This is a genomic window from Pseudonocardia alni, assembly GCF_002813375.1.
GTDB classification, from domain to species: Bacteria; Actinomycetota; Actinomycetes; order Mycobacteriales; family Pseudonocardiaceae; genus Pseudonocardia; species Pseudonocardia alni.
In genome coordinates, this window is the sequence record NZ_PHUJ01000003.1 from 4,423,450 (window position 1) to 4,444,445 (window position 20,996).

21 protein-coding genes are annotated in these 20,996 nt (G+C 74.3%); 9 read left to right on the top strand and 12 right to left on the bottom strand.

Going from position 1 to position 20,996, the window contains the following annotated elements:
• Positions 1–8: 8 nt before the first annotated feature.
• Complete coding sequence (locus ATL51_RS21890) at positions 9–1,745, bottom strand: pyruvate dehydrogenase (protein ID WP_073576223.1); 1,737 nt, start codon at positions 1,743–1,745, stop codon at positions 9–11.
• Positions 1,746–1,942: 197 nt separating this feature from the next.
• Between ATL51_RS21890 and ATL51_RS28730 the strand changes: the two genes are divergently transcribed.
• The gene (locus ATL51_RS28730) at positions 1,943–2,098 is read left to right on the top strand and encodes a hypothetical protein (protein WP_167410033.1); all 156 of its coding nucleotides are present in this window, start codon (positions 1,943–1,945) and stop codon (positions 2,096–2,098) included.
• Between the two features lie 128 nt (positions 2,099–2,226).
• Here ATL51_RS28730 and ATL51_RS21895 read toward each other — a convergent pair whose 3' ends face one another.
• Positions 2,227–3,114 carry a BKACE family enzyme gene (locus ATL51_RS21895; protein ID WP_301549122.1) on the bottom strand — a complete coding sequence of 296 codons (888 nt, stop codon included), beginning with the start codon at positions 3,112–3,114 and terminating at the stop codon, positions 2,227–2,229.
• 62 nt (positions 3,115–3,176) lie between these two features.
• Between ATL51_RS21895 and aroQ the strand changes: the two genes are divergently transcribed.
• The 7 genes from aroQ to ATL51_RS21930 all read left to right on the top strand — a co-directional run bounded on the left by aroQ (position 3,177) and on the right by ATL51_RS21930 (position 9,940).
• Complete coding sequence (gene aroQ / locus ATL51_RS21900) at positions 3,177–3,776, top strand: gamma subclass chorismate mutase AroQ (protein ID WP_157818483.1); 600 nt, start codon at positions 3,177–3,179, stop codon at positions 3,774–3,776.
• 98 nt (positions 3,777–3,874) lie between these two features.
• Positions 3,875–4,921 carry a M29 family metallopeptidase gene (locus ATL51_RS21905; protein WP_100879794.1) on the top strand — a complete coding sequence of 349 codons (1,047 nt, stop codon included), beginning with the start codon at positions 3,875–3,877 and terminating at the stop codon, positions 4,919–4,921.
• On the top strand, positions 4,918–5,667 hold the full coding sequence (locus ATL51_RS21910; protein WP_100879795.1) for a maleate cis-trans isomerase family protein: 750 nt from the start codon (positions 4,918–4,920) through the stop codon (positions 5,665–5,667). The genes ATL51_RS21905 and ATL51_RS21910 overlap by 4 nt, the downstream gene beginning before the upstream one ends.
• Positions 5,668–5,868: 201 nt before the next feature.
• On the top strand, positions 5,869–6,573 hold the full coding sequence (locus ATL51_RS21915) for a GntR family transcriptional regulator (protein ID WP_100879796.1): 705 nt from the start codon (positions 5,869–5,871) through the stop codon (positions 6,571–6,573).
• On the top strand, positions 6,570–7,571 hold the full coding sequence (locus ATL51_RS21920; RefSeq protein ID WP_301549123.1) for an ADP-ribosylglycohydrolase family protein: 1,002 nt from the start codon (positions 6,570–6,572) through the stop codon (positions 7,569–7,571). Before ATL51_RS21915 ends, ATL51_RS21920 begins: the two co-directional genes overlap by 4 nt.
• Before the next feature lie 12 nt (positions 7,572–7,583).
• Complete coding sequence (locus ATL51_RS21925) at positions 7,584–9,026, top strand: purine-cytosine permease family protein (RefSeq protein WP_100879797.1); 1,443 nt, start codon at positions 7,584–7,586, stop codon at positions 9,024–9,026.
• Positions 9,023–9,940, top strand: a complete 918-nt coding sequence (locus ATL51_RS21930) for a PfkB family carbohydrate kinase (RefSeq protein WP_100879798.1) — start codon at positions 9,023–9,025, stop codon at positions 9,938–9,940. Before ATL51_RS21925 ends, ATL51_RS21930 begins: the two co-directional genes overlap by 4 nt.
• Positions 9,941–10,041: 101 nt before the next feature.
• Here ATL51_RS21930 and ATL51_RS21935 read toward each other — a convergent pair whose 3' ends face one another.
• From ATL51_RS21935 to ATL51_RS21980, 10 genes are all read right to left on the bottom strand, one after another.
• Complete coding sequence (locus ATL51_RS21935; protein ID WP_100879799.1) at positions 10,042–10,527, bottom strand: hypothetical protein; 486 nt, start codon at positions 10,525–10,527, stop codon at positions 10,042–10,044.
• A 125-nt stretch (positions 10,528–10,652) separates the two neighbouring features.
• Positions 10,653–11,510, bottom strand: coding sequence for an alpha/beta fold hydrolase (locus tag ATL51_RS21940; protein ID WP_100879800.1), 858 nt, complete (start codon positions 11,508–11,510; stop codon positions 10,653–10,655).
• Positions 11,507–12,160, bottom strand: coding sequence for an isochorismatase family protein (locus ATL51_RS21945; RefSeq protein WP_100879801.1), 654 nt, complete (start codon positions 12,158–12,160; stop codon positions 11,507–11,509). Before ATL51_RS21945 ends, ATL51_RS21940 begins: the two co-directional genes overlap by 4 nt.
• A complete protein-coding gene (locus ATL51_RS21950; protein WP_062400706.1) occupies positions 12,157–12,717 on the bottom strand; it encodes a (2Fe-2S)-binding protein in 561 nt (186 codons plus the stop codon). The genes ATL51_RS21945 and ATL51_RS21950 overlap by 4 nt, the downstream gene beginning before the upstream one ends.
• The gene (locus tag ATL51_RS21955) at positions 12,714–15,068 is read right to left on the bottom strand and encodes a xanthine dehydrogenase family protein molybdopterin-binding subunit (RefSeq protein ID WP_100879802.1); all 2,355 of its coding nucleotides are present in this window, start codon (positions 15,066–15,068) and stop codon (positions 12,714–12,716) included. Before ATL51_RS21955 ends, ATL51_RS21950 begins: the two co-directional genes overlap by 4 nt.
• Positions 15,061–15,846, bottom strand: a complete 786-nt coding sequence (locus tag ATL51_RS21960) for an FAD binding domain-containing protein (RefSeq protein WP_100879803.1) — start codon at positions 15,844–15,846, stop codon at positions 15,061–15,063. The genes ATL51_RS21955 and ATL51_RS21960 overlap by 8 nt, the downstream gene beginning before the upstream one ends.
• Complete coding sequence (locus ATL51_RS21965) at positions 15,843–17,249, bottom strand: MFS transporter (protein WP_100879804.1); 1,407 nt, start codon at positions 17,247–17,249, stop codon at positions 15,843–15,845. Before ATL51_RS21965 ends, ATL51_RS21960 begins: the two co-directional genes overlap by 4 nt.
• A gap of 12 nt (positions 17,250–17,261) precedes the next feature.
• Complete coding sequence (locus tag ATL51_RS21970) at positions 17,262–18,530, bottom strand: FAD-dependent monooxygenase (RefSeq protein WP_073576209.1); 1,269 nt, start codon at positions 18,528–18,530, stop codon at positions 17,262–17,264.
• Positions 18,531–18,666: 136 nt separating this feature from the next.
• The gene (locus ATL51_RS21975; protein WP_073576208.1) at positions 18,667–19,167 is read right to left on the bottom strand and encodes a MarR family winged helix-turn-helix transcriptional regulator; all 501 of its coding nucleotides are present in this window, start codon (positions 19,165–19,167) and stop codon (positions 18,667–18,669) included.
• An 88-nt stretch (positions 19,168–19,255) separates the two neighbouring features.
• Positions 19,256–19,834 (bottom strand): TetR/AcrR family transcriptional regulator, encoded by a 579-nt coding sequence (locus tag ATL51_RS21980; RefSeq protein ID WP_073576207.1) that lies wholly within the window; start codon positions 19,832–19,834, stop codon positions 19,256–19,258.
• 175 nt (positions 19,835–20,009) lie between these two features.
• Between ATL51_RS21980 and ATL51_RS21985 the strand changes: the two genes are divergently transcribed.
• Complete coding sequence (locus ATL51_RS21985; protein ID WP_100879806.1) at positions 20,010–20,951, top strand: SDR family NAD(P)-dependent oxidoreductase; 942 nt, start codon at positions 20,010–20,012, stop codon at positions 20,949–20,951.
• Positions 20,952–20,996: the final 45 nt, after the last annotated feature.

Here is a 20,996-nt window from a genome sequence, read left to right on the forward strand (position 1 = left end):
CGCCCTGCTCAGGGGCGGGGGATCGACCGCAGGTTGCTGCGCGCCAGCTCGACCATCTTCCCGACGCCGCCGTCGAGCACCGTGCGGGTCGCGGCGAGTGCGAACCCGCGGACCTGCGCCGCGGTGATGTGCGGCGGGATGGACAGCGCATTCGGGTCGGTGCGCACGTCGACCAGCGCCGGACCGCGGTGGTCCAGCGCCCGGCGCAGCGCCGCGCGCACGTCGGACGGGTCGTCGACGGCCTCGGCGTACAGGCCGGCGGCGCGGGCGATCCCGGCCAGGTCGGCCGGGCCGTGGTCGGTCTGGAAGGACGGGTAGCCCGCCACCATCATCTCTAGCCGGATCATGCCCAGCGATCCGTTGTTGAACGCGACGACGGTCAGCGGCAGGTCGTGCTCGGCCGCGGTCAGCAGCTCGCCGAGCAGCATGGTCAGCCCGCCGTCGCCGGACAGCGACACCACCTGCCGGTCCGGGTGGGCGAGCTGGGCGCCGATCGCGTGCGGCAGTGCGTTGGCCATCGTCCCGTGCCGGTAGGAGCCGATGATCCGGCGCCGGCCGTTGGGGGACAGGTAGCGCGCCGCCCACACGTTGCACATCCCGGTGTCGACGGTGGCGATCGCGTCGTCGGCCATCTCCTCGTCGAGGACCGCCGCGACGTGCTCGGGGTGGATCGGGCGCAGGTCGGAGACCTTGTGGGTGTAGGCGCCGACCACCTTCTCCAGCGCCTCGGCGTGGCGGCGCAGCATCCGGTCGAGGAAGGAGCGGTCGGTCTTCTCCGCGATCCGCGGCAGCAGCGCGTCCAGGGTGGACGCGGCGTCGCCGTGCACACCAAGCTCCAGCAACGTGCGCCGGCCGAGGCGCGCGGGGTCGGTGTCGATCTGCACGGTGCGGGCCTGCGGCAGGAACGAGTCGTAGGGGAAGTCGGTGCCGATCAGGACCAGCAGGTCGGCCTCGTGGGTCGCTTCGTAGCAGGCGCCGTAGCCGAGCAGCCCGGACATGCCGACGTCGTGGGCGTTGTCGTACTGGATCCACTCCTTGCCGCGCAGCGAGTGGCCGATCGGCGCCTTCACCTTCTCGGCGAGGGCGAGCACCTGCTCGCGGGCGTGCTCGATCCCGGCGCCGACGAACAGCGTCACGGTGTCCGCGGCGTCGACGAGCCGGGCCAGCTCGGCCACCTGCTCCTCGGACGGCCGCACGACGCCGGTGGGCGGGGCCAGGTGCGAGGTGCCGGTGTCGTTCGGCGCGTCGAGCGCGCTGACGTCGCCGGGCAGGACCAGCACCGCCACGTCGGACTCGGCGAGCGCGGTCTGCATGGCGATCCGCTGCATCCGCGGCATCTGCTCGGGCCGCGAGATCAGCTCGCAGTACGCCGAGCACTCGGTGAACAGCCGCTCCGGGTGCGTCTCCTGGAAGTAGCCGGTGCCGATCTGGGTCGACGGGATGTGCGAGGCGATCGCCAGCACCGGCGCACCGGTGCGGTGGGCGTCCATCAGGCCCTGGATCAGGTGCGTGTTGCCCGGGCCGCAGCTGCCGGCGCAGACCGCGAGCCGCCCGGTGAGCTGGGCCTCCGCCGCGGCCGCGAGCGCGGCGGCCTCCTCGTTGTGGACGTGCACCCACCGGATGCGGCCGTCGCGGCGGATCGCGTCCGCGATCGGGTTGAGACTGTCACCCACCAGCCCGTAGATGCGTTCGACGCCGGCCTGGTGCAGCAGCTCGATCATCTGGTCGGCCACGGTGCGGCTCATGTCGTTCCTCCTCGCGCTGGGGTGCGAGGGCCGTGTTCCCGGTCCGGCACCGGGCCGAACCGTTCCGTCGTGTGACGGCGCCCGCGCACCGTCCGGCGCACCGCAGGTCACGACACGCGCATCGGAATCGATTCCCGCACTGCACGGGAACCCGTATGTGAGTACTTTCCCCTCACATTCCTGGGAGGGGACACGAAATGATCATTCTTGGTCTGATCCTGTTGCTGGTGGGGTATTTCGCCGGCATCCAGCTCCTCTACTACATCGGCGGTCTTCTGGTGATCGTCGGTGTGGTCCTGTTGATCCTCGGAGCGATCGGACGTCCGGTGGGTGGGCGGAAGGCCTGGTTCTGACCGGGCCGGCCGGAGCCGGCCGCGGGAATCCGCGGACCGACTGACGGCCGGCGTCGCCGAATTCCCCGCGGGGGTGTGTGTCCGGGTCGACCGGAAACACGCCCCCGCGGTGTGTCACGGTGAAAGGATCACCCGCGGGGCCGGATTCCGAGAATGTCGCGGGCGGCCGCGGGGGAGGCCGGTGTCGCGCCCACCCGGTCCAGCACGCGCAGGGCACCGTCGAGCAGCTCCCGGTTCGACGGCGCCGTGCCACTGCCGTCGTCGAAGTCCTCCAGGCCGACCCGCAGGTGCCCGCCGCGGCGCACCGCCAGCTCGGCCAGCCCGGAGGCGACGACGTCACCGCCCAGCACGGCCACCGACCACGGCAGGCCCGAGGGCTCCAGCAGCTCCAGGTAGGCCTCCAGTGCGGCGGGCGTCGGCGGCAGCCCGAACTGCAGCCGGTCGGCGAAGTACAGCTTCACGATCGCGCCCGGCGGGACCCGCCCGTGCCGGTGCAGGGTCAGCGTGGTGCGCAGGAACCCCGGCTCGAAGATCGAGATGCTGGGGGCGGCGCCCAGCTCGGCGGTGCGGGCGAACATGTACTCGGTGTCGGCGAAGGAGTTCTGGTACGGCTCCGGCGCCGCCGCGTCCGGGCAGGTCCCGTCGTCGAGCAGGCCGACGTTGACCGAGCCGGGGTCGACCAGCGTCATGTGTCCGCGCCGGCCCAGCTCCTCGACGTGCGCCCACCGCCGGGTCACCGGGATGTCCCGGGCCCCGGCCGCCATCGTCGGGTAGAGCAGCGCGTCGGGGTGCGCGGCCACGACCGGGTCCCAGGCCGCCAGGTACGGCTCGACGGCGTGCACCCCGTCGACGGTGAACATCGGCTCGTCGTTGTGGTGGTGCACGATCGCCGCGCCCGCGTCGAGGACGTCGACGGCCTGCTCGGCCACCTCCGCCGGGGTGCGGGGCACGTGCGGGTTGCGCTCCCGCGTCGTCGTGCCGTTCAGCGCCACTTCCAGGATGACCGCGGTGTCCACGCCCGCCAGCATCGCCGCAGGCGGCGGTGGGGCGCGACCGCTGCGGTCGTAGGCTCGCCGCTGTGATCGGCACACGCGGTACCGCACTGGCCGGGGCGCTCCTGGTCCTGGGCCTGCTGGCCGGGTGCGGCGACCAGCCCCTCCCGCTGACCGAGGGGCCGCCCGGCGCGTCCCCGGCCGACGGGCTCATCCGGGTCGTGCAGCTGTCCGCGCAGCGCGCCCAGGTCTCCGACCAGGTCGCCGCGGCGAAGTTCGGGACCGGGGCGGCCGTCACCGACCCGGCGCGGGAGGCGGCCGTCGTCGCGCAGGCGCGGGCGGACGCGGCCCGCGACGGCATCGACCCCGACTGGACGGCCCGGGTCGTCGCCGACCAGATCGCGGCGAGCACCCAGGTGCAGAACGACCTGATCCGGCAGTGGACCGACCGGCCCGACACGCGTCCGGCGCAGCGGCCCGAGCTGGCCCGGGTGCGGCCGCAGCTCGACCGGATCGGCGACGAGCTCGTGGCCGCCCTGAAGCTGGCCGGACCGGCCCGGGCGAACGAGGAGTGCCCGTCGACCCTGGCCCAGGCCGCGGTCGAGCAGGCGCAGGGGCTCGACGAGGTCCACCGCAACGCCCTCGGGCGGTCGCTGAAGTCCGTCTGCGACGGCGCCCCCGGCTGATCCGCCCCGTGTGACGGTGCCGTTTCCGCCCGTCCGAAGGTCTTGCGTATCCGGATAGTACGTGCTCGGATTAATAGGACGAGACACGGAGGTGCGCGATGGACCAGAACCTGTTCAACGACATCTGCCTGCAGCAGCTGACGCTGTCGGGCGTGCACGAGGGGGAGACGGTCGTCGTGCTCACCCGGGGCGCGGAACGGACCGAGTACGCCGACGCGTTCCTCTGGGCGATCCAGAAGCTGGGCGCGACCGGCTACCACATGCGGCTGCCGTCGCCGGCGAGCGCGGGCGGTGCCTGGGCGGTCGGTGACTCCGGCCTGGGGAACATCCCCCTGGCCGTGGACGCCCTCAAGGCCGCGGACATGGTCGTGGACTGCACGTTCCTGCTGTTCAGCAAGGAGCAGTTCGCGATCCAGGACGCGGGCACCCGCATCCTCACCGCGGTCGAGCCGCCCGAGCTGCTGGCCCGGCTGATGCCGACCACCGAGCTGCGCGAACGCGTCGAGACCGGCGCGGAGCTGCTGGCCAAGTCCTCGACCATGCGGATCACCAGCCCGCACGGCACCGACGTGACCTACCAGCTCGGCATGTACCCGACGCTGAGCGAGTACGGCTACACCGACACCCCCGGTCGCTGGGACCACTGGCCCGCGGCGTTCGTGTTCACCGGCGGCTCCGACGACGGCGTCGACGGGAAGATCGTCCTCGCCCCCGGGGACGTGCTGCTGCCGTTCAACACCTACGTGCAGACCCCGGTGGAGATCACCATCGAGCAGGGCTTCATCCGCGACATCCGCGGCGGCGCCGGCTCCTCCGGTCTCGACGCGGACCTGCTCCGCTCCTACATCGAGTCCTTCGACGACCCGCGCGGCTACGGCATGAGCCACGTCGGCTGGGGTCTCGACGAGCGCGCCCACTGGCACGGCCTGACCCAGTTCGGCGGCGGCATGGGCATGGAGCTGCGCAGCTTCTACGGCAACGTCATGTTCTCGATCGGCCCGAACAACGAGCTCGGCGGCCCGAACGACACCGCCTGCCACTTCGACATCCCGATGCGCGGCAACTCCCTGTTCCTCGACGACGAGCTGATCGTCGACGCCGGTGAGCTGACCGTGCCGGAGATGAAGCCGGTGGCGCGCCGATGACGCGCGACCACCACATCGGCATGATCGTCCCGTCCTCGAACCTGACGATGGAGACCGAGCTACCGCGGATGCTGCGCGCCCGGGAGGACGTGCTGCCCGACGACCGGTTCGTCTTCCACGCGGCGCGGGCCCGGATGCAGCACGTGACCCCCGAGCAGCTGCGCGCGATGAACGCCCAGGCCCAGCGGGCCGCGGCCGAGCTGGCCGACGCCCGGCCGGACGTCGTCGCGACGGCCTGCCTGGTCGCGATCATGGCGCAGGGCCCCGGCTACCACTGCACCGCCGAGGACGACATCACCGCCGCGCTGCGGGCGGAGGGCTCCGACGCCCCCGTCGTCTCCAGTGCCGGAGCGCTGCTCTCGGGGATCGCCGCGCTCGGTGCGACGCGGGTCGCGATCATCACCCCGTACATGGAGCCGCTGACGAAGGCGGTCGTGGACTACCTCGAGGACGCGGGGGTCGAGGTCGTCGACTCGCTGTCGCTGCAGGTGCCCGACAACCTCGCCGTCGCCCGGCTCGATCCGGCCGACCTGCGCGAGCACTGGCGCAGGCTGGACCTGACCGGCGCCGACGCGCTGGTGCTCAGCGCCTGCGTGCAGATGCCGTCGCTGCCGTCGATCGAGGCGGTGCAGGACCAGGCCGGCATCCCGGTGCTGTCCGCCGCCACCGCGACCACGTACCGCATCCTCACCGGGCTCGGGCTGGAGCCACGGGTCCCCGGGGCGGGGGCGCTGCTCGCCGGCTGAGGCCGTACGACCGGGACCCGCGTGCCGCGCCGGCACGCGGGTCCTCGTCGTGTCCGCGGGCCGGGCGTCCACGTGATCCTTCTCCGGGGAGTGCGGGCGTCCCCGGAGGGCGCTCCCGGCTCCACGGAGAAGGATCACGGAGTGCCGGGCGTCCGGGACAGGGGGTGGAAGCGGCCGGCCCGGTGCTGTACATGTTTGTACATGTCTGAACAGGGTGGGCGTTCCAAGAGGGCACGCCTCGTCGAGGACCTCGCCGGGCGGATCCGCTCCGGCCGGTTGCCGCACGGCGAGCAGCTCCCGGGGGAGAACCAGCTCGCCCGCACCTACGCCGTCTCCCGCGGCACCGTCCGCAGCGCGCTGGCCGAGCTCGCCCGGCGCGACCTGATCACCACCGAGACCGGCGTCGGGTCGTTCGTGACCTTCGACGGGTCGCCCCTGGACCAGCGGCTCGGCTGGGCGCAGGCGCTCGCCGCGTCCGGTGCGGCCGTGAGCACCGAGCTGCTCGGCATCTCGCCCGGCGGCGATCCCGGCCCCACCGCTTACGACGGCCCGCTGGTCACCGTGCGCCGGCTGCGCCGCGCCGGAACCGTCCCGGTGTCGCTGGAGACGGCGTCGCTGCCCGCCACCGGCGTGCTGGCGCAGCTGCCCGCGACCGGGCTGGTCGACGGCTCGATCACCGCCACCCTCGCCGCCGCCGGGCTGACCGGCGTCGCGGGGGAGCAGTGGATCTCGGTGGCCCCGCTCGACGCCGCGGACGCCGCCACCCTCGAACGCGCCCCCGGCGAGCCGTTCCTGCAGGCCGTGCGCGTCACCCGGGACGCGACCGGTGGGCTCGTCGAGCACGTGGTCAGCCTCCTGGACCCGCAGCGCTTCCGGTTCCACCTCGAGTTCGGCGGCGGGCGGTGAACCCGGCCCGCGACCGCGCGCTCGGCGCGCTGCTCGGCCTGGCCGTCGGCGACGCGCTCGGCATGCCCACCCAGTCGCTGTCCCGGTCGGCGATCGCCGAGCGCTACGGCGTCGTCGACCGGCTCCTCGACGGTGCCGACGACCAGCCGATCGCCCCGAAGCTCCCGGCGGGCACCGTCACCGACGACACCGAGCAGGCGCTGCTGCTCGCCCGCATCCTGCTCGACCACGACGGCCACGTCCCGGCCCGGGTGTTCGCCGGTGCCCTGGAGACGTGGGAGCAGGACATGATCCGGCGCGGGTCGCTGGACCTGCTCGGCCCCTCCACCCGCCGGGCCCTGACCCGGCTCGCGGACGGCGAACCCCCCGAGCTCGCCGGCCGCGACGGCGTCACCAACGGCGCCGCGATGCGTGTCGCGCCGGTCGGCATCGCGCACACCGGCCCGCGGCTGCTCGACGCCGTGGTCGAGTCGGCGGTCGTCACCCACCACACCGCGCCCGGGATCGCGGCCGCCGCCGCGGTGGCCGCCGCGGTGTCGGCCGGGGTGTCCGGCGCGGGGCTCCCTGCCGCGCTGGACGCCGCGCTCGACGCCGCCCGGGCCGGTGCGCGACGCGGCGGCTGGGCGGCCGGCGCCGACGTCGCCGCCCGCCTCGACGTCGCGTTCCGGGTCCTGCCCGGTCTCGACCGGGTCGCGCTCGCCGACACCGTCACCGACGTCGTCGGCACCTCGGTCACCGCGACCGAGTCCGTCGTCGCCGCCCTCGGGCTCGCCGCCGCCCTCGGCGACGACCCGCGGGCCGCGCTGGTCGCCGCCGCGTCCCTCGGCGGCGACACCGACACCGTCGCCGCGATCTGCGGCGCGGTCCTCGGGGCGGTGCACGGCGCCGCCGCACTGCCCGCCGACCTCGTCGGCACCGTCCGCCGGGTCAACGCGCCCCTGCTCGATCCCCTCGACGACGTGGTCGAGGGGCTGCTCCGCCTCCGCCTTCCCTCCTGACAGGAGGCCGCCATGGCCACCAGCACGACCGACACCGGCACCGCCGGGAACGGGACGCTCGAGACCCGGGGCATCGAGCCCGTCCCGGTCGCCGAGCGGCACGGCCGCCCGGGCCAGCTCTTCTGGGTCTGGTTCGCCGCCAACATCTCCATCCTCGGCCTCCCGCTGGGCGCGACGCTGGTCGCGTCCGGGCTCAACATCACCCAGGCCGTGCTCGCCGCGGTGCTCGGCAGCGTCGGGTCGTTCGCGATCGTCGGCGCGGTGTCGATCGCCGGTCGGCGCGGCGGGGCACCCGGCCTGACCCTGTCGCGCGCGGTGTTCGGCGCCCGCGGCAACATCGGACCGACCCTGGTGTCGCTGCTGTCGCGGCTGGGCTGGGAGACGGTGAACACCACCACGGCCGCGTTCGCGTTGCTGTCGCTGGTCACGATCGTCGCGGGCACCAGCCCGTCGGCGAAGGACCACCCGGTGATCACGATCGCCTGCATCGCGGTGTTCGTGCTGTGCACGGTGCTCGTCGCCGGGCTGGGGCACGCGGTGCTCGTGGCGGTGCAGCGCTGGGCGACCTGGGTGTTCGGTGCGCTGAACATCGTCGTCGGCGGGTTCCTGGTCGCGACCGTCGACTGGGCCGCGGTCGCCGCGGCCGCCCCCGCCCCGTCGGGTGCGGTCGTCGCCGCGGTCGGGGTGATCGCCGCCGGCACCGGGATCGGCTGGGCCAACGCCTCGGCCGACATGTCGCGCTACCAGTCCCCGTCGGTGCGGGCCGGTGCGCTGGTCGCCTCGGCCGCGGCCGGTGCGGGCATCCCGCTGGTCCTGCTGATCTCGCTGGGCAGCCTGCTCGCCGCCGGGGACCCGACCCTGGCGACGGCCGACGACCCGGTCGCCGCGATCCGCGACCTGCTCCCGGCCTGGATGGCGATCCCGTACCTGGTCGCCGCGTTCGGCGGGCTGCTGCTGTCCAACCACCTGTCGGTCTACTCGGCCGGGCTGACCACGCTGACCCTGGGCGTGCGGCTGCCGCGGGTGTACGCCGTCGTCGTCGACGTGCTGGTGACCTTCGCCGGCGCGATCTACTTCATGCTGATCGCCGACGGGTTCTACCCGCCGTTCATCGCCTTCATCAGCGCCCTCGCCGTCCCGATCACCGCCTGGGTGGGGGTGTTCGCCGTCGACATGCTGCGTCGCCGCCACTACGACCCGGTGGCCCTGATGGACACCTCGCGCGGCAGCGGCTACTGGTACCGCGGCGGGATCGAGCCGCGGGCGACGGCGGCCTGGGCGCTGGCGATCGTCGTCGGCTACCTGTTCGCCACCGTCGGGCCGTCGGCGCAGCCGTGGTTCACCGGGCCGCTGGCCGGCACCTGGTTCGGCGAGAACGGGCTGGCCTGGGTCATCACCTTCGTCGTCGCCGCCGGGGTGTACGCCGCGCTGGGCGGGGCCCGGGAGCAGCGGTGACCGGCAGGCTCGTCCACTCCGGACAGGTCCTGGTCGACCTGGTCATGCGGGTGCCCGCGCTGCCCCCGCCCGGCGGCGACGTGCTCGCCACCGGCACCACGATGCTGCCCGGCGGCGGGTTCAACGTCGTCGCCGCGGCCGCCCGGGCCGGGGCCGAGGTCCTCTACGCCGGCGGGCACGGCACCGGTCCGCACGGTGACCTCGTGCGGGCCGCGCTGGCCGCGGAGGGCGTCACGGCGACCGCGCCGCCCGATCCCGGCGGCGACACCGGCGTCTGCGTGACGCTGGTCGACCCGTCCGGGGAACGGACCTTCGTCACCGGCAGCGGGGTCGAGACGGTGCCGCCCGCCGGGCTCCCGGCGACCACCGCCGACGACGTGCTCTACGTCTCCGGCTACAGCCTGCTCGTCCCGGACAAGGCCACGTCGGTGGTCGCCGCGGCCGAGGAGTCCTCGGCGACGGTCCTGCTCGATCCGGGGCCCCTGGTCACGGACGTGCCGGACGCGCTGTGGGAGCGGATGCTCGCCGCCACCGGGGTGCTGAGCACCAACGCGCGGGAGGCGCGGCTGGTCACCGGGGAGCCGACCGCGGCGCGTGCCGCCGGGGCCCTGGCCCGGCGGTTGCGCGACGACGCGGCCGTGGTCGTCCGCGACGGTGCCGCGGGTTGCGTGGTCGTCCGCCACGGGGCGGTGGAGGCCGTCCCGGCGCCGGTGGTCGACGCCGTCGACACCAACGGGGCCGGGGACGCCCACTGCGGGGTCCTGGCCGCGGAGCTGCTGCGCGGCACCGCATGGTCCGAGGCGGTCGCGCGGGCCGGTGCGGCCGCGGCGCTCGCGGTCACCCGGTACGGGCCGGCCACCGCGCCGACCCGGGCGGAGCTCGACGCGTTCCTCGCCGGGGCCGCCGCGGGGTGACGGTGCGACTCCACCGGTTCATGATCACCGGTTGTGGAGCGCAGAGGTCGTCGAGCGCACTCCGGACTCCACAACCGGTGATCATGGACGGGGCTGGACCCTCAGGTCCCGGCGCCGGCGGCCGTCGCCATGCCCTGGACGGTCTCCTGGACCGCGTGGAAGGCCGGGCCGCAGACGGCGGCGTCGCCCTCGGCGAGGGTGCCCGGGTCGGCCTGGCAGCCCTTCGCGGCGAAGTCGTCGAGAGCCTTCCCGACGAGGTCGGCCTGCGCGGCCGCGGCCGGTGCGTCCTGGCGGACCTGGGGCAGGGCGTTGCGGATCTCGGTGGTGAACCGGCCGCAGCGCGGGAAGACCGTCGCCGGGTCGCCCGACCAGCAGGGGTCCTGGGCGAAGAAGCGGAACTTGGTCCGCAGCGCCTCCAGCCCCGGGGCGCCGACGCGCTCCGAGGCGGTCTGTCCCGGCCAGGGCTCGGTGTCCTGCGCCGACGAGGCGGCGGGGCGGCCGGCGGAGCAGCCGGCGAGGAGCAGGGCGGCCACCAGGAGGGTGGCCGCCCGCAGCAGGGACGTGGTCGGGCGCGGGCACGGTTGCACACCGAGACGGTAGGCCCGCGCCGATCATCGTGCCGCTCCGGCCCGGCCCCGGCTGGGCGGGACCGGCCGGCCCCGGCCGGACGGGACCCGATCCCGGGAGCCGGTGCGGGGCGGGCAGGGCGGGGTCAGCCCCTGAGGAGCCCGGTGAGCATCGTGCGCAGCAGCCCCAGCGCCTCGGCCGGGTTGTCCCAGAACACCATGTGCCCGGCGTCCGGGACGGCGACGAGCCGGGCGTCGGGCCGGGCGGCGGCGATCTCGGCGACCCCGGACGCGGGCACGACGGGGGAGTCCGCGCCGTGGAGCAGGGTCACCGGCGCCGGGACGTGCGGCCACGCGTCGAAGAAGTCCTCGGACTCGAATCCGGCGTGCGTCGCGGCGATCGCGGCCTCGTCGCAGGAGGACAGCCAGCGCGCGCGCAGCTCCTGCTCGCGGCGTGGCCAGCGCGGCCAGGACCGGGCCACCCCGTCGGCGTCGGTGCCGCGCTGTGCCTCGTGCAGCTGACCCAGGAACGCCTCCAGCGTCGTCGGGTACGGCGCGCGGCCGGGACCGGACAGCGGCGGGTCGACGAGCACGGCACCGCCGACCGGCCGTCGCGTCGCGGCGACGGCGGCGATCCGGGCGCCCATCGAGTGCCCGAACAGGATGGTGTCGGGGCCGAGCTCCAGCGCGTCGAGCACGGCCAGGGCGTCCCCGGCGTAGTCGTCGAGGGTCCATGAGCCCCCGGTGTCGGACAGCCCGCGGCCGCGGACGTCGAGCACCACCGGGCGGCACAGGTCGACGAGCTCGCGGGCGACGAAGTCCATCGTCACCGCGGGGCTGGTGATGCCGGGCAGGACCAGGACGGGGACGCCGTCGCCGCCGTAGTCGAGGGCGTGCAGCGCGACGTCGCCGTGCCGGGCCCAGCGGGACACGGCGGGGACGTCGGCGAGGTCGGCGAGCGCGTCCTGGCGGACCTGCCGGACCAGGGTGGACGTGACGGTCACAGGAGTCCCTTCAGGTAGGCGAGCGCGTCGTCGAGACCGACCACGTCGCCGTACTTCGCGTGGATGTCGAACAGGTTCGCCTCGTGCGGCCCGGCCGCGCGGTCGCCGACGCAGTCCCGCGGCACCAGCACACCGAACCCGGACTGGACGGCGTCGACGGCGCTCGCGCGGACGCAGCCCGAGGTGGTGGCCCCGCACACGAGCACGGTGTCCACACCGGACGACCGGAGCAGGGTCGCGAGCCCGGTGTCGAAGAACGCCGACGCGCCCTTCTTGGTGAGCGTGTGGTCGGTGCCGCGGACGTCGAGCCGGGGGTCGAAGCCGACGGCGGCCGAGCCCTCGACCAGCGAGCGCATGCCGGGCGCCTTCACCAGCCAGGGCAGGGTGTCGAGCTCGGCGGGGGTGTAGGCGATCGTCGTCCACACCACCGGCGCGCCGAGCGTGCGGGCCGCCTCGACCAGCGTCGAGGTCGCCGCGACGACCTCGGACAGTTCGCTGCCGGTGGGCAGCGCGGGGTCGGTGAACCCGACCGTCAGGTCCACGACGACGACCGCGGGCCGGGTCCCGCGCCGGGCGGCGGCGCCGAACCCGGCGGTCGCGTAGGTCGCGTCGGTACCGGCCCCGTGCAGACCGGTGGGGTTCGGGCTCATGCGGATGCTCCGTCCAGTGCGGACTGCGGTGCGGACTGTGTCGCGTGCTGCGGGGCGGAGTCCAGTGCGGACTGCAGCGCGGCGCGGCGGCGGCCCGCGCAGTCCTCCACGGCGTCGACGATGGTCTGGTAGCCGGTGCACCGGCACAGGTTCGACGCCACGACCTCGCGGATCTCCTCGCGGCTCGCGTCGGGCTCCTCGGCGAGGTAGCCCTCGGCCAGCATCAGGAACCCGGGCGTGCAGAACCCGCACTGCAGCCCGTGGTGCTCACCGAAGCACTGCTGCAGGTCCGACAGCCCGCCGTCGGGCCCGGACAGCGATTCGACCGTGCGGATCGCGGCGTTCTCCACCTGCACGGCGAACAGCAGGCAGGCGCGGGCGGGCGCGTCGTCGACGAGCACGGTGCACGCCCCGCAGATGCCGTGCTCGCAGCCGACGTGGGTGCCGGTCAGCCCCAGGTCGTGGCGGAGCACGTCGGCCAGCGTGCGACGCGGCGGGATCGCCAGCTCGTGACGTTCCCCGTTGACGGTCAGCTCGACCAGCTGGATGTCGGTCACGGTGCCTCCCGGTTCAGCGCGGCGAACAGGTCCGCGCGCGACAGTGGGGTGGAGTCCAGCTCGACGCCGGTGGGGCGCAGCGCGTCGTTGACGGCGTTGAGCACGGCCGCGGGCGCGCCGATGGTGCCGCCCTCACCCGCACCCTTCGCGCCGTCGGCGGTGAACGCGCACGGCGTCTCGAGGTGCTCGATCCGCACGTCGGGGATCTCGGCGGCGGTCGGGACCTTGTACTCCATGAAGCTCGGCGCGAGCGGCTGGCCGAGCTCGTCGTAGACGACCTGCTCGAACAGCGCCCCGGCGATGCCCTGGGCGATGCCGCCGCGGGCCTGCCCCTCGACGACGCGCGGGTGGATGGCGACGCCGCAGTCCTCGACGCAGACGTAGCGCAGGATCTCCACGCCGCCGGTGCCCGGGTCGAGCGCGACGACGCAGCCGTGGGTGGCGTTGGAGAACGTGCCGTCGCCGCCGACGTCGAAGCTCGCCGTCGCGGTCAGGCCCGGCCCGACCTCCTTGGGCAGCAGGTGCGCGCGCAGGTAGGCGACGTCGGCCAGCTCGGCGTAGGAGAACGTGCGGTCCCCGGCGCGCACCCCGCCGCGGCCGTCGAGTTCGGCCGAGTCCACGTCGGCGTCGGCCAGGTGGGCGGCCAGCGCACGCAGCTGGTCGCCCAGCTTCACCGCCGCCGCGGCCGCCGCGGACCCGCCGATCGTCACCGAGCGGGACGCGAACGAGCCCCAGCCGTAGGTGATCCGGTCGGTGTCGCCCTGGACGATCTTGACCTTGTCGTAGGGCAGGCCGAGCCGGTCGGCGACGATCTGGGCGAAGGTCGTCTCGTGGCTCTGGCCGTGCGACAGCGTGCCGGTGGTGACGGTGACCGTGCCGTCGAGGTCCATCGTGATCTGGGACAGGTCGAACCCGGGGACGACCTGCATCCTCCGCGCCGCGAACGCGCCGGAGCCGTAGCCGGTGCGCTCCGAGAAGCAGGAGTAGCCGATGCCCAGCACCCGGCCGTCGGGCAGGGTGCGCCCGGGCCAGCCCTCGTCGCGCAGCACCTGCTCGCACAGGTCGAGGGACTCCCGGTAGGAGCCCGGGTCGTAGGTGATGGCGTTGACCCCGCGGTAGGGGAACTCGGTGATCAGGTTGCGCCGGCGGACCTCCAGCGCGTCGAGCCCGAGCTCGCGGGCGGCGCGCTCCATCAGCCGCTCCATCACCATCACGTACTGCGGCCGGGACACCCCGCGGTACGGCGCGGTCGGCGCCTTGTTCGTGGTGACCGCGCGCCCGCGCACCCGGTAGGCGGGGACCCGGTAGACGCCGGGCATCTCCGCCGAGGCCATCAGCGGCTCGATCCCGGCCGTGAACGGGTAGCAGGAGTAGGCGCCCATGTCGCAGACGACGTCGGACTCCAGGGCGAGGATCTCCCCGTCGGCGGTGAATGCGGCGCGGGCGGTGTAGTGCTGCTCGCGGGCCAGGAAGCTCGCGGTCAGCGCCTCGCGCCGGTCCTCGATCCACTTCACCGGACGGCGGAGGCGCCGCGCGGCGGCCGCGGCGGCGATCTCCTCCCGGCCGACGACGCACTTCTGCCCGAACCCGCCGCCCATGTCCGGCACGACGACCCGGACCTGCTTCTCGTCGAGCCCGGCGCAGCGGGCCAGGACCGTGCGCACCTGGTGCGGGACCTGGGTGCAGGTGCGCACCACCAGCTGCTCGTCGCGGTCGTCCCAGTCGGCGACGACGCCGCGGGTCTCCAGCGGCAGCGCGTTCTGCCGCCCGGTGCGGGCCTCCACGGTGACCACCGTGTGCGCCTCGTCGAAGATGCCGTCGATACCCTCGGTGGCGAACAGCGACACGTCGACGAGCACGTTGCCGGGGGCCTCGTCGTGCACCGGGGGACCGGCCGCGGCCAGCGCGGCGGCCTCGGTCACCACCGGGTCGAGCGGGTCGAGCTCGACGACGGCGGCCTCCACCCCGTCCTCGGCGGCGTAGGGGTCGGTGGCGATCACGACGGCCAGGGGCTCGCCGACGTAGCGGACCTTGTCGCCGGCCAGCACGGGCATCGAGGTGGGGACGAACTCCTCGAGCGGCCGGTCGAGGAGTGCGGTGATGTCGCCCAGGGCGAGATCGGCGGCGTCGAACGCGGCGACGACGCCGGGCACCTGCCGGACCTCGGACAGGTCGACGTCGACCACCCGGGCGTGCGCCTCGGAGCTGCGCACGAACGCCGCGTGCAACATCCGGGGCAGGGTGATGTCGTCGACGAAGCGGCCGCGGCCGGTGAGCAGCCGCGGGTCCTCCCGGCGCGGGACGGACGCGCCGACCCAGCTGCCGTCGCGGCGGAATCCGGGCTCAGCCACGGGCGGCCTCCTCGCGGGCCCGGGCGACGAGGGTGCGGACCAGCCCGCGGCGGTACTCCGCGGGGATCCCGGCCTCGTCGCGCAGCTCCAGACCGTCGGCGACCTCGGCCGGCGTGCCGGCGTCGGGCACCCGCACCGGGACGGCGCCGACCCCGCCGAGCACGACCTCCCCGGTGCCCAGGTCCACCCCCGCCGCGACGACGGCGAAGTCGCCACGGCGGTCGGCGTACTCGGTGAGCGCCGCGCGTGGCGCGGGACGGGGGAAGACGATCTCCACGATCACCTCGTCGGGGTCCAGGGCGGTGGTGAACGGGCCGAGGAAGAACTCCCGCGCCCGGACCTCCCGGCGCCCGCCCGGCCCCTCGGCGACGACGACGGCGTCGAGCAGCACGGCCAGCAGGCACCACTCGGCGGTGGCGTCGCCGTGCGCGATCGACCCGCCGACGGTGCCGCGGGTGCGGATGGGCAGGTGCCCGACCCAGCGCATCGCGGCCGACAGGACCGCGAAGTCCGGCCCGAGGTCGGCCCGCTCGACGGCCCGGTGGGTGGTGAGCGCGCCGATCCGGAGTGCCCCGTCGGCGTGGTGGATGCCGGCCAGGCCCGGCACGTGGGTGAGGTCGATCAGGTGCCCGGGCCGGGCCATCCGGTAGTTCATCATCGCGACCAGGCTCTGCCCGCCGGCGAGCAGCTTGGGCTCGTCGTCGGCCAGCTCGGTCAGCAGGTCGACCGCCCCGCGCACCGACGACGCCCGGTGGTAGGTGAACGCGGCGGGCTTCACGCCTTCTCCACCCGCTCCACGGCCGGTGCGTCGAGGGTCTGCTCGTCGCCGGTGATGCGGTCCAGCTCGCGGCCGCGGGTCTCGGGGGCGCCGAGGGCCATGAACGTCACGGCGGCGAACACGAGCAGCGCCATCAGGGTGAAGGTCAGCGGCAGGCCGAGCACCGGCCACAGCAGGCTGCCGAAGATCAGCGGGACGAACCCGGTGACCGCCCGGCTCGACGACGACGCCCAGCCGAAGCCCGAGGCCCGCAGCTCGGTCGGGTAGAGCTCGGAGACGTAGGCGTACATCACCGGGATGACGACCAGGGCGAAGAACCCGAACACCGCGATCATCGCGACCGCCGCCGTCGGCGAGCCCATGACCAGCGAGAACACGACCAGCGACAGCGCGGCGCACGGACCGGCGACGCCGATGACCCACTTGCGGCCGACGACCTCGACCAGCAGCACCGAGGTGATGACACCGAGGATGCCGACCGCGTTCATGACGGTGGTGGAGGCGAACGCGGCGACCTCGCCCATGCCCTGGGCGCGCAGGATCGACGGCATCCAGGACAGCGCGGCGTAGTAGACGACCATGACGGTGATGAACAGCGACCACGCGACGCCGGTGATGCGCGGGTTGAACGCCCACACCATTCTCAGCTGCTCGCCCAGCGCGCCGAGACCGCGGCGCCGCGAGGTGGTCGGTTCCGGTGCGGCGGCGGTGATCGCGTACTGCTCCACCGGGGCGCCGGTGCGGCGGACCATGTCGTCGATGACGGTGCGGGCCTCGGCCTCGCGGCCGGTCCGGGCCAGGTAGATCGGGGACTCCGGGACACCGCGGCGGATCCAGAACAGCAGCAGCGCGGGCAGCACCATCAGCGCGAGCATCCAGCGCCAGTTGCCCTCGACCGGCACGAGCAGCGTCGCCGAGAGCCCGGCGAGGGTGGTGCCGACCGGCCACCAGCCGTCCATCGCGGCGAGCACCTTGCCCCGGTAGCGCCGGGGTGAGAACTCGCTGACGATCGCGTAGTCGACCGGGATGCAGCCGCCGAGCCCGATGCCGGCCAGGAAGCGCAGCGCCAGGAAGATCTCCCAGCTGGGGGAGAAGGCGCCGAGCACCGAGAACAGGGCGAAGATCAGCAGGGTGATGCTGAAGACCCGCTTGCGGCCCATCCGGTCGGCGATCGTGCCGAACGCGACGGCGCCGACGGCCATGCCGATGAGGTTGGCCGTCGCGACGAGGCCGCGCTGGCCGGTCGAGAGGTCGAACTCGACGCCGAGCAGCGGGGTGAGGAAGCCGTTGAGGGCGACGTCCCAGGCGTCGAACATGTAGCCGAGGCCGCCGATGAGGAAGATCTTCCCCTGGACGCCCCAGCGCCAGGGCAGGTCCTGGACGACCTGGTCTCCGGTACGCATGTCGGTGCTCCTCTATCGGGCGAAGGGGTAGGTGACGGACTCGTCGTCCGGGTCGTTCAGCGGGGAGCCCCGCCACAGCCAGTCGTACGACACGTCGGACTCGCCCTGGAAGCGGCGCAGCTTCTCGTCGCGTTCGCGCTGCTCGGGGCCGTCGGGCAGGTGGTAGAAGTCCATGTTCTGCAGCGAGGCGTCCTGCACGACGCCCGCGTGCTTGGCGCGGCGCTGCACGTAGCGGGCGAGCGCGGTGTCGATCCCGCCGCGGCCGACCGCGCCGAGCTCCTCGGCCAGCACGGCGGCGTCCTCCATCGCCTGGGAGGCGCCCTGGGCCTGGTAGGGGAGCATGGCGTGGCAGGCGTCGCCGAGCAGGGCGACCCGGCCGTCGATCCAGACCGGATCGCGGCGGCGGCGGTGGAGCGCCCACACCGAGACGTCGTCCTTGGCCTTGGACAGCATCGCCGGGACGCGGTCGTCCCAGTCGGCGAAGTCGGCGACGAGGTCCTCGGCGGTCGCCGGGGCGCTCCAGTCGCGCTCGACCTGCTCGGTGCAGGGCACGATCGCGACGACGTTGAGGTACTCGCCGTGGCGGATCATGTAGTGCACCAGGTGCTTGCCGGGGCCGTACCAGATCGTGGAGTGGTAGCGGTCGAGCAGGAACCGGGTCGCCGGGTCCGCGGCGATCAGCTCGCCGGGGATCAGGGCGCGGTAGGCCATCTCGCCGGAGAAGACGAGGGTGTCGTCGAACCCGGCGAGGTCGCGGACACCGGACCGGATGCCGTCCGCGCCGACCAGCACGTCGCCCGCGACGCGCAGCCCGCGCGCGGTGACGGCGACCGGGCGGTCCGGGTCGGTGCGGTCGAGCTCGACGACCTTCGCGTCGGTGTGCACGGTGACCGCGGGGCCGGGGCCGTCCGGGTCGAGGCAGGCCTCGAGCAGGATCCGGTGCAGGTCGGCGCGGTGGTAGTGCCAGTACGGGGCGCCGTAGGTGTCGACGACCTGCTGCCCGAGCGGGAGCTGGGCGATGATCGAGCCGTCGGCCCAGCGGCGCCGCACCTGGTCCTGCGGGGCGGTGTGGATCCGCTCCAGCGACCGGCGCAGCCCCAGGCCGAACAGGATCCGGCTGGCGTTGGGGGCGGTCTGGATGCCGGCACCGACCTCGCCGAGCTGCGGCGCGGCCTCCAGCACGGTGGCCCGGAAGCCCTGACGGCGCAGGGCCAGTGCGGCGGTCAGCCCGCCGAGACCGCCGCCCGTGATGGTGATCTCCAGGGACTGGCTGGGTGCCACGACTACCTCCTCGCGTCCGTCGGGCCTGTGACGTGGCCCGCACGAGAAGTAATCCGAGCACGTACTATCCGGATACGCAAGGTTTTCGTGCGAACGACCCGGAAGGGAAACCGGGACGTAACCCGGGCGGCCGGGCTCAGTCGTTGCCGGGCAACGACGTCCGCTCCGCGACCGCCTCCCAGTGGGCGCCGAGGGTGTTGAGCAGACCGGCGATCTCCGAGCGCCGGTCGTCGGGCACCGCGGCCAGTAGCTCCGCGTCCAGGCGCCGGGTCCGGCGGGTGACCTCGACGAGGGCGGCTGCGCCGTCGTCGGTGAGGGAGAGGATCTTGCGCCGGGCGTCGCGGGGGGACTCGGTGCGCTCGATCAGTCCGCGGCGCTCCATCCGGCGGCAGACGTCGGCCATCGTCGAGGTGTCGAGGGCGACGGCGCCGGCCAACGAGCTCTGGTCGGACTCCGGGTAGGCACGGATCGCCGAGAGCACCGCGAACTGCGGGCCGGTCAGCACCGGGTCGACGTGACGGCTCCAGGCGGCGAGGTAGGCCTGGTACATCCGGCGCGCCCCGTAGCCGGGGGCGGCGACGAGGTCGGCCGGGGGAGCGGGTGCGACGCCTGTTCCGCCGCGCAACAGCTCACCCATCATGCCTCCGTGCTCGTCCGGGCCGGGGCCCTCGTCCGCGGGAGATCCTACGTGTCCGGACGATCACGCGGGGTGGCCGGGCCGGGGCTCAGCGCGGGCGCAGGCCGTCGACGAGCAGGTCCAGCAGGCGTCCGGCCTGCTCGCGGCCCTGCGGGTCGGCGACGGCCATGCAGATCCCGCTGGTGCCGACGAGCACGTCCGCGGCGTCGACGTCGGCACGCAGGGTGCCGTCGGCGATGCCTGCCTTCTGGAGCAGGCGGACCGCCTCGACCATCCGCTCGCGGCTCTGCGCGAACGGGTTGTGCCCGCAGGCCACGAGTGCGTGCAGCGAGTCCGCGAGGTGCTTCTTGGTGATCACGTAGTCGACGAAGCGGTCCATCCAGGCCCGCAGTGCCCGGTCCGCGGGCAGCTCGGTGCGCAGCTGTTCGGCGGCGGCGCAGAGCCGGTCGAGCTCGTTGCGGTACACGGCCTCGACCAGGGAGTCCCGGTTCGGGAAGTGCCGGTAGAGCGTGCCGATGCCGACGCCGGCGTCCTTCGCGATGCCGTCGAGGGTCGTGGCGGGGCCGCCACGGCTCTCCGCGGTGAACGCGCGCACGGCCGCGGCCAGCAGCAGCTCACGGTTGCGCGCGGCGTCCGCACGCAGGCCGGAACGTGTGCTGGTGCCCATGACGGTGCCTCCTCGGGTGGGACTGACGATCCCACGATACGTCTTGCGATCCGGAGGATGCTCCGGATAGAGTCCCGAGTCATACGGAGGATCCTCCGTTTACTTGTCCCCGGGACACGGCGACGCAACGACGACGTCACCGACCGCGTACCCGGTGCTCAGAAGGGATCACGCCATGCTGTTCCGCTCCACGACCGACCGATCCCGTCCGCTGTCCACCACCGCCACCTCCCGTGTCATCCTGCCGGCCGCACCGGCCGGGACCACCGCCTCCGACGTGCTCGCCGGCGTCGACCTCACCGGCCGGCGCGCCGTCGTCACCGGTGCGACCACCGGGGTCGGCCTCGCGGCCGCCCGCGCACTGGCCGCCGCCGGGGCCGAGGTCACCCTCGCCGTCCGCGACGCCGAGGCCGGTGCCGCCGCCCGTGACGGCATCGTCGCCGACACCGGCAACGAGCGCGTCGCCGTCGGCGAGCTCGACCTCTCCGACCAGCGCTCCATCGCCCGCTTCGTGCGCCTGTGGGACGGACCGCTGCACATGCTCGTGCACGCCGCGGCCGTCACCGGCGCCCCGCTGACCCGCACCGTCGACGACTGGGAGCTGCACCTGGCCGTCAACCACCTCGGGCCGGCGTCGCTCACCTCGGGACTGCACTGGGCGCTCACGGCGGTCGATGGCGCGCGGGTGGTCACCGTGACCTCCGCCGCCCACCGGGACGCGGCGTTCGACCCGGAGGACCCGCACTTCTCCGACGAGCGCTACGACGGCCACCTCGCCCACGCCCGTTCCCGCAGCGCGGCGCTGCTGCACGCGGTCGAGGCCGCGCGTCGCTGGTCGGGCGACGGGATCGCGGTGAACGCCGCCGACCCCGGCCCGGCGGGGACCGACCCCGAGCGGGGGGCCGCCACGGTCGTGCTGGCAGCGGCGTCGCCGCTGGTCGGGGGGATCAGCGGGCGCTACTTCGCCGGGCTCGCGGAGGCGGGACCGGCCGGGCCGGGCGTGGCGGGCGGGGTCGCCACGCACGCACTGGACCCGGTCGCCGCGCGGCGGGTCTGGCGCTGGACCGAGCGCACGCTGCGCGAGGTCTGGTTCGCCGGGCTGCCGATCGTGGCCTGACCCCGGGGGGCTGCCCCGAGGGGAACCCTCGTAGCGCTCAAAGCC

What these genes read in the sequence shown, in the direction of transcription:
- ATL51_RS21980 (WP_073576207.1), bottom strand. Translation starts at nt 19,834, where the DNA reads ATGGGCACCAGCACACGTTCCGGCCTGCGTGCGGACGCCGCGCGCAAC.
- ATL51_RS21985 (WP_100879806.1), top strand. Translation starts at nt 20,010, where the DNA reads ATGCTGTTCCGCTCCACGACCGACCGATCCCGTCCGCTGTCCACCACC.
- ATL51_RS21975 (WP_073576208.1), bottom strand. Translation starts at nt 19,167, where the DNA reads ATGGGTGAGCTGTTGCGCGGCGGAACAGGCGTCGCACCCGCTCCCCCG.
- ATL51_RS21910 (WP_100879795.1), top strand. Translation starts at nt 4,918, where the DNA reads ATGACGCGCGACCACCACATCGGCATGATCGTCCCGTCCTCGAACCTG.
- ATL51_RS21965 (WP_100879804.1), bottom strand. Translation starts at nt 17,249, where the DNA reads ATGCGTACCGGAGACCAGGTCGTCCAGGACCTGCCCTGGCGCTGGGGC.
- ATL51_RS21915 (WP_100879796.1), top strand. Translation starts at nt 5,869, where the DNA reads ATGTCTGAACAGGGTGGGCGTTCCAAGAGGGCACGCCTCGTCGAGGAC.
- ATL51_RS21925 (WP_100879797.1), top strand. Translation starts at nt 7,584, where the DNA reads ATGGCCACCAGCACGACCGACACCGGCACCGCCGGGAACGGGACGCTC.
- ATL51_RS28730 (WP_167410033.1), top strand. Translation starts at nt 1,943, where the DNA reads ATGATCATTCTTGGTCTGATCCTGTTGCTGGTGGGGTATTTCGCCGGC.
- ATL51_RS21890 (WP_073576223.1), bottom strand. Translation starts at nt 1,745, where the DNA reads ATGAGCCGCACCGTGGCCGACCAGATGATCGAGCTGCTGCACCAGGCC.
- ATL51_RS21945 (WP_100879801.1), bottom strand. Translation starts at nt 12,160, where the DNA reads ATGAGCCCGAACCCCACCGGTCTGCACGGGGCCGGTACCGACGCGACC.
- ATL51_RS21905 (WP_100879794.1), top strand. Translation starts at nt 3,875, where the DNA reads ATGGACCAGAACCTGTTCAACGACATCTGCCTGCAGCAGCTGACGCTG.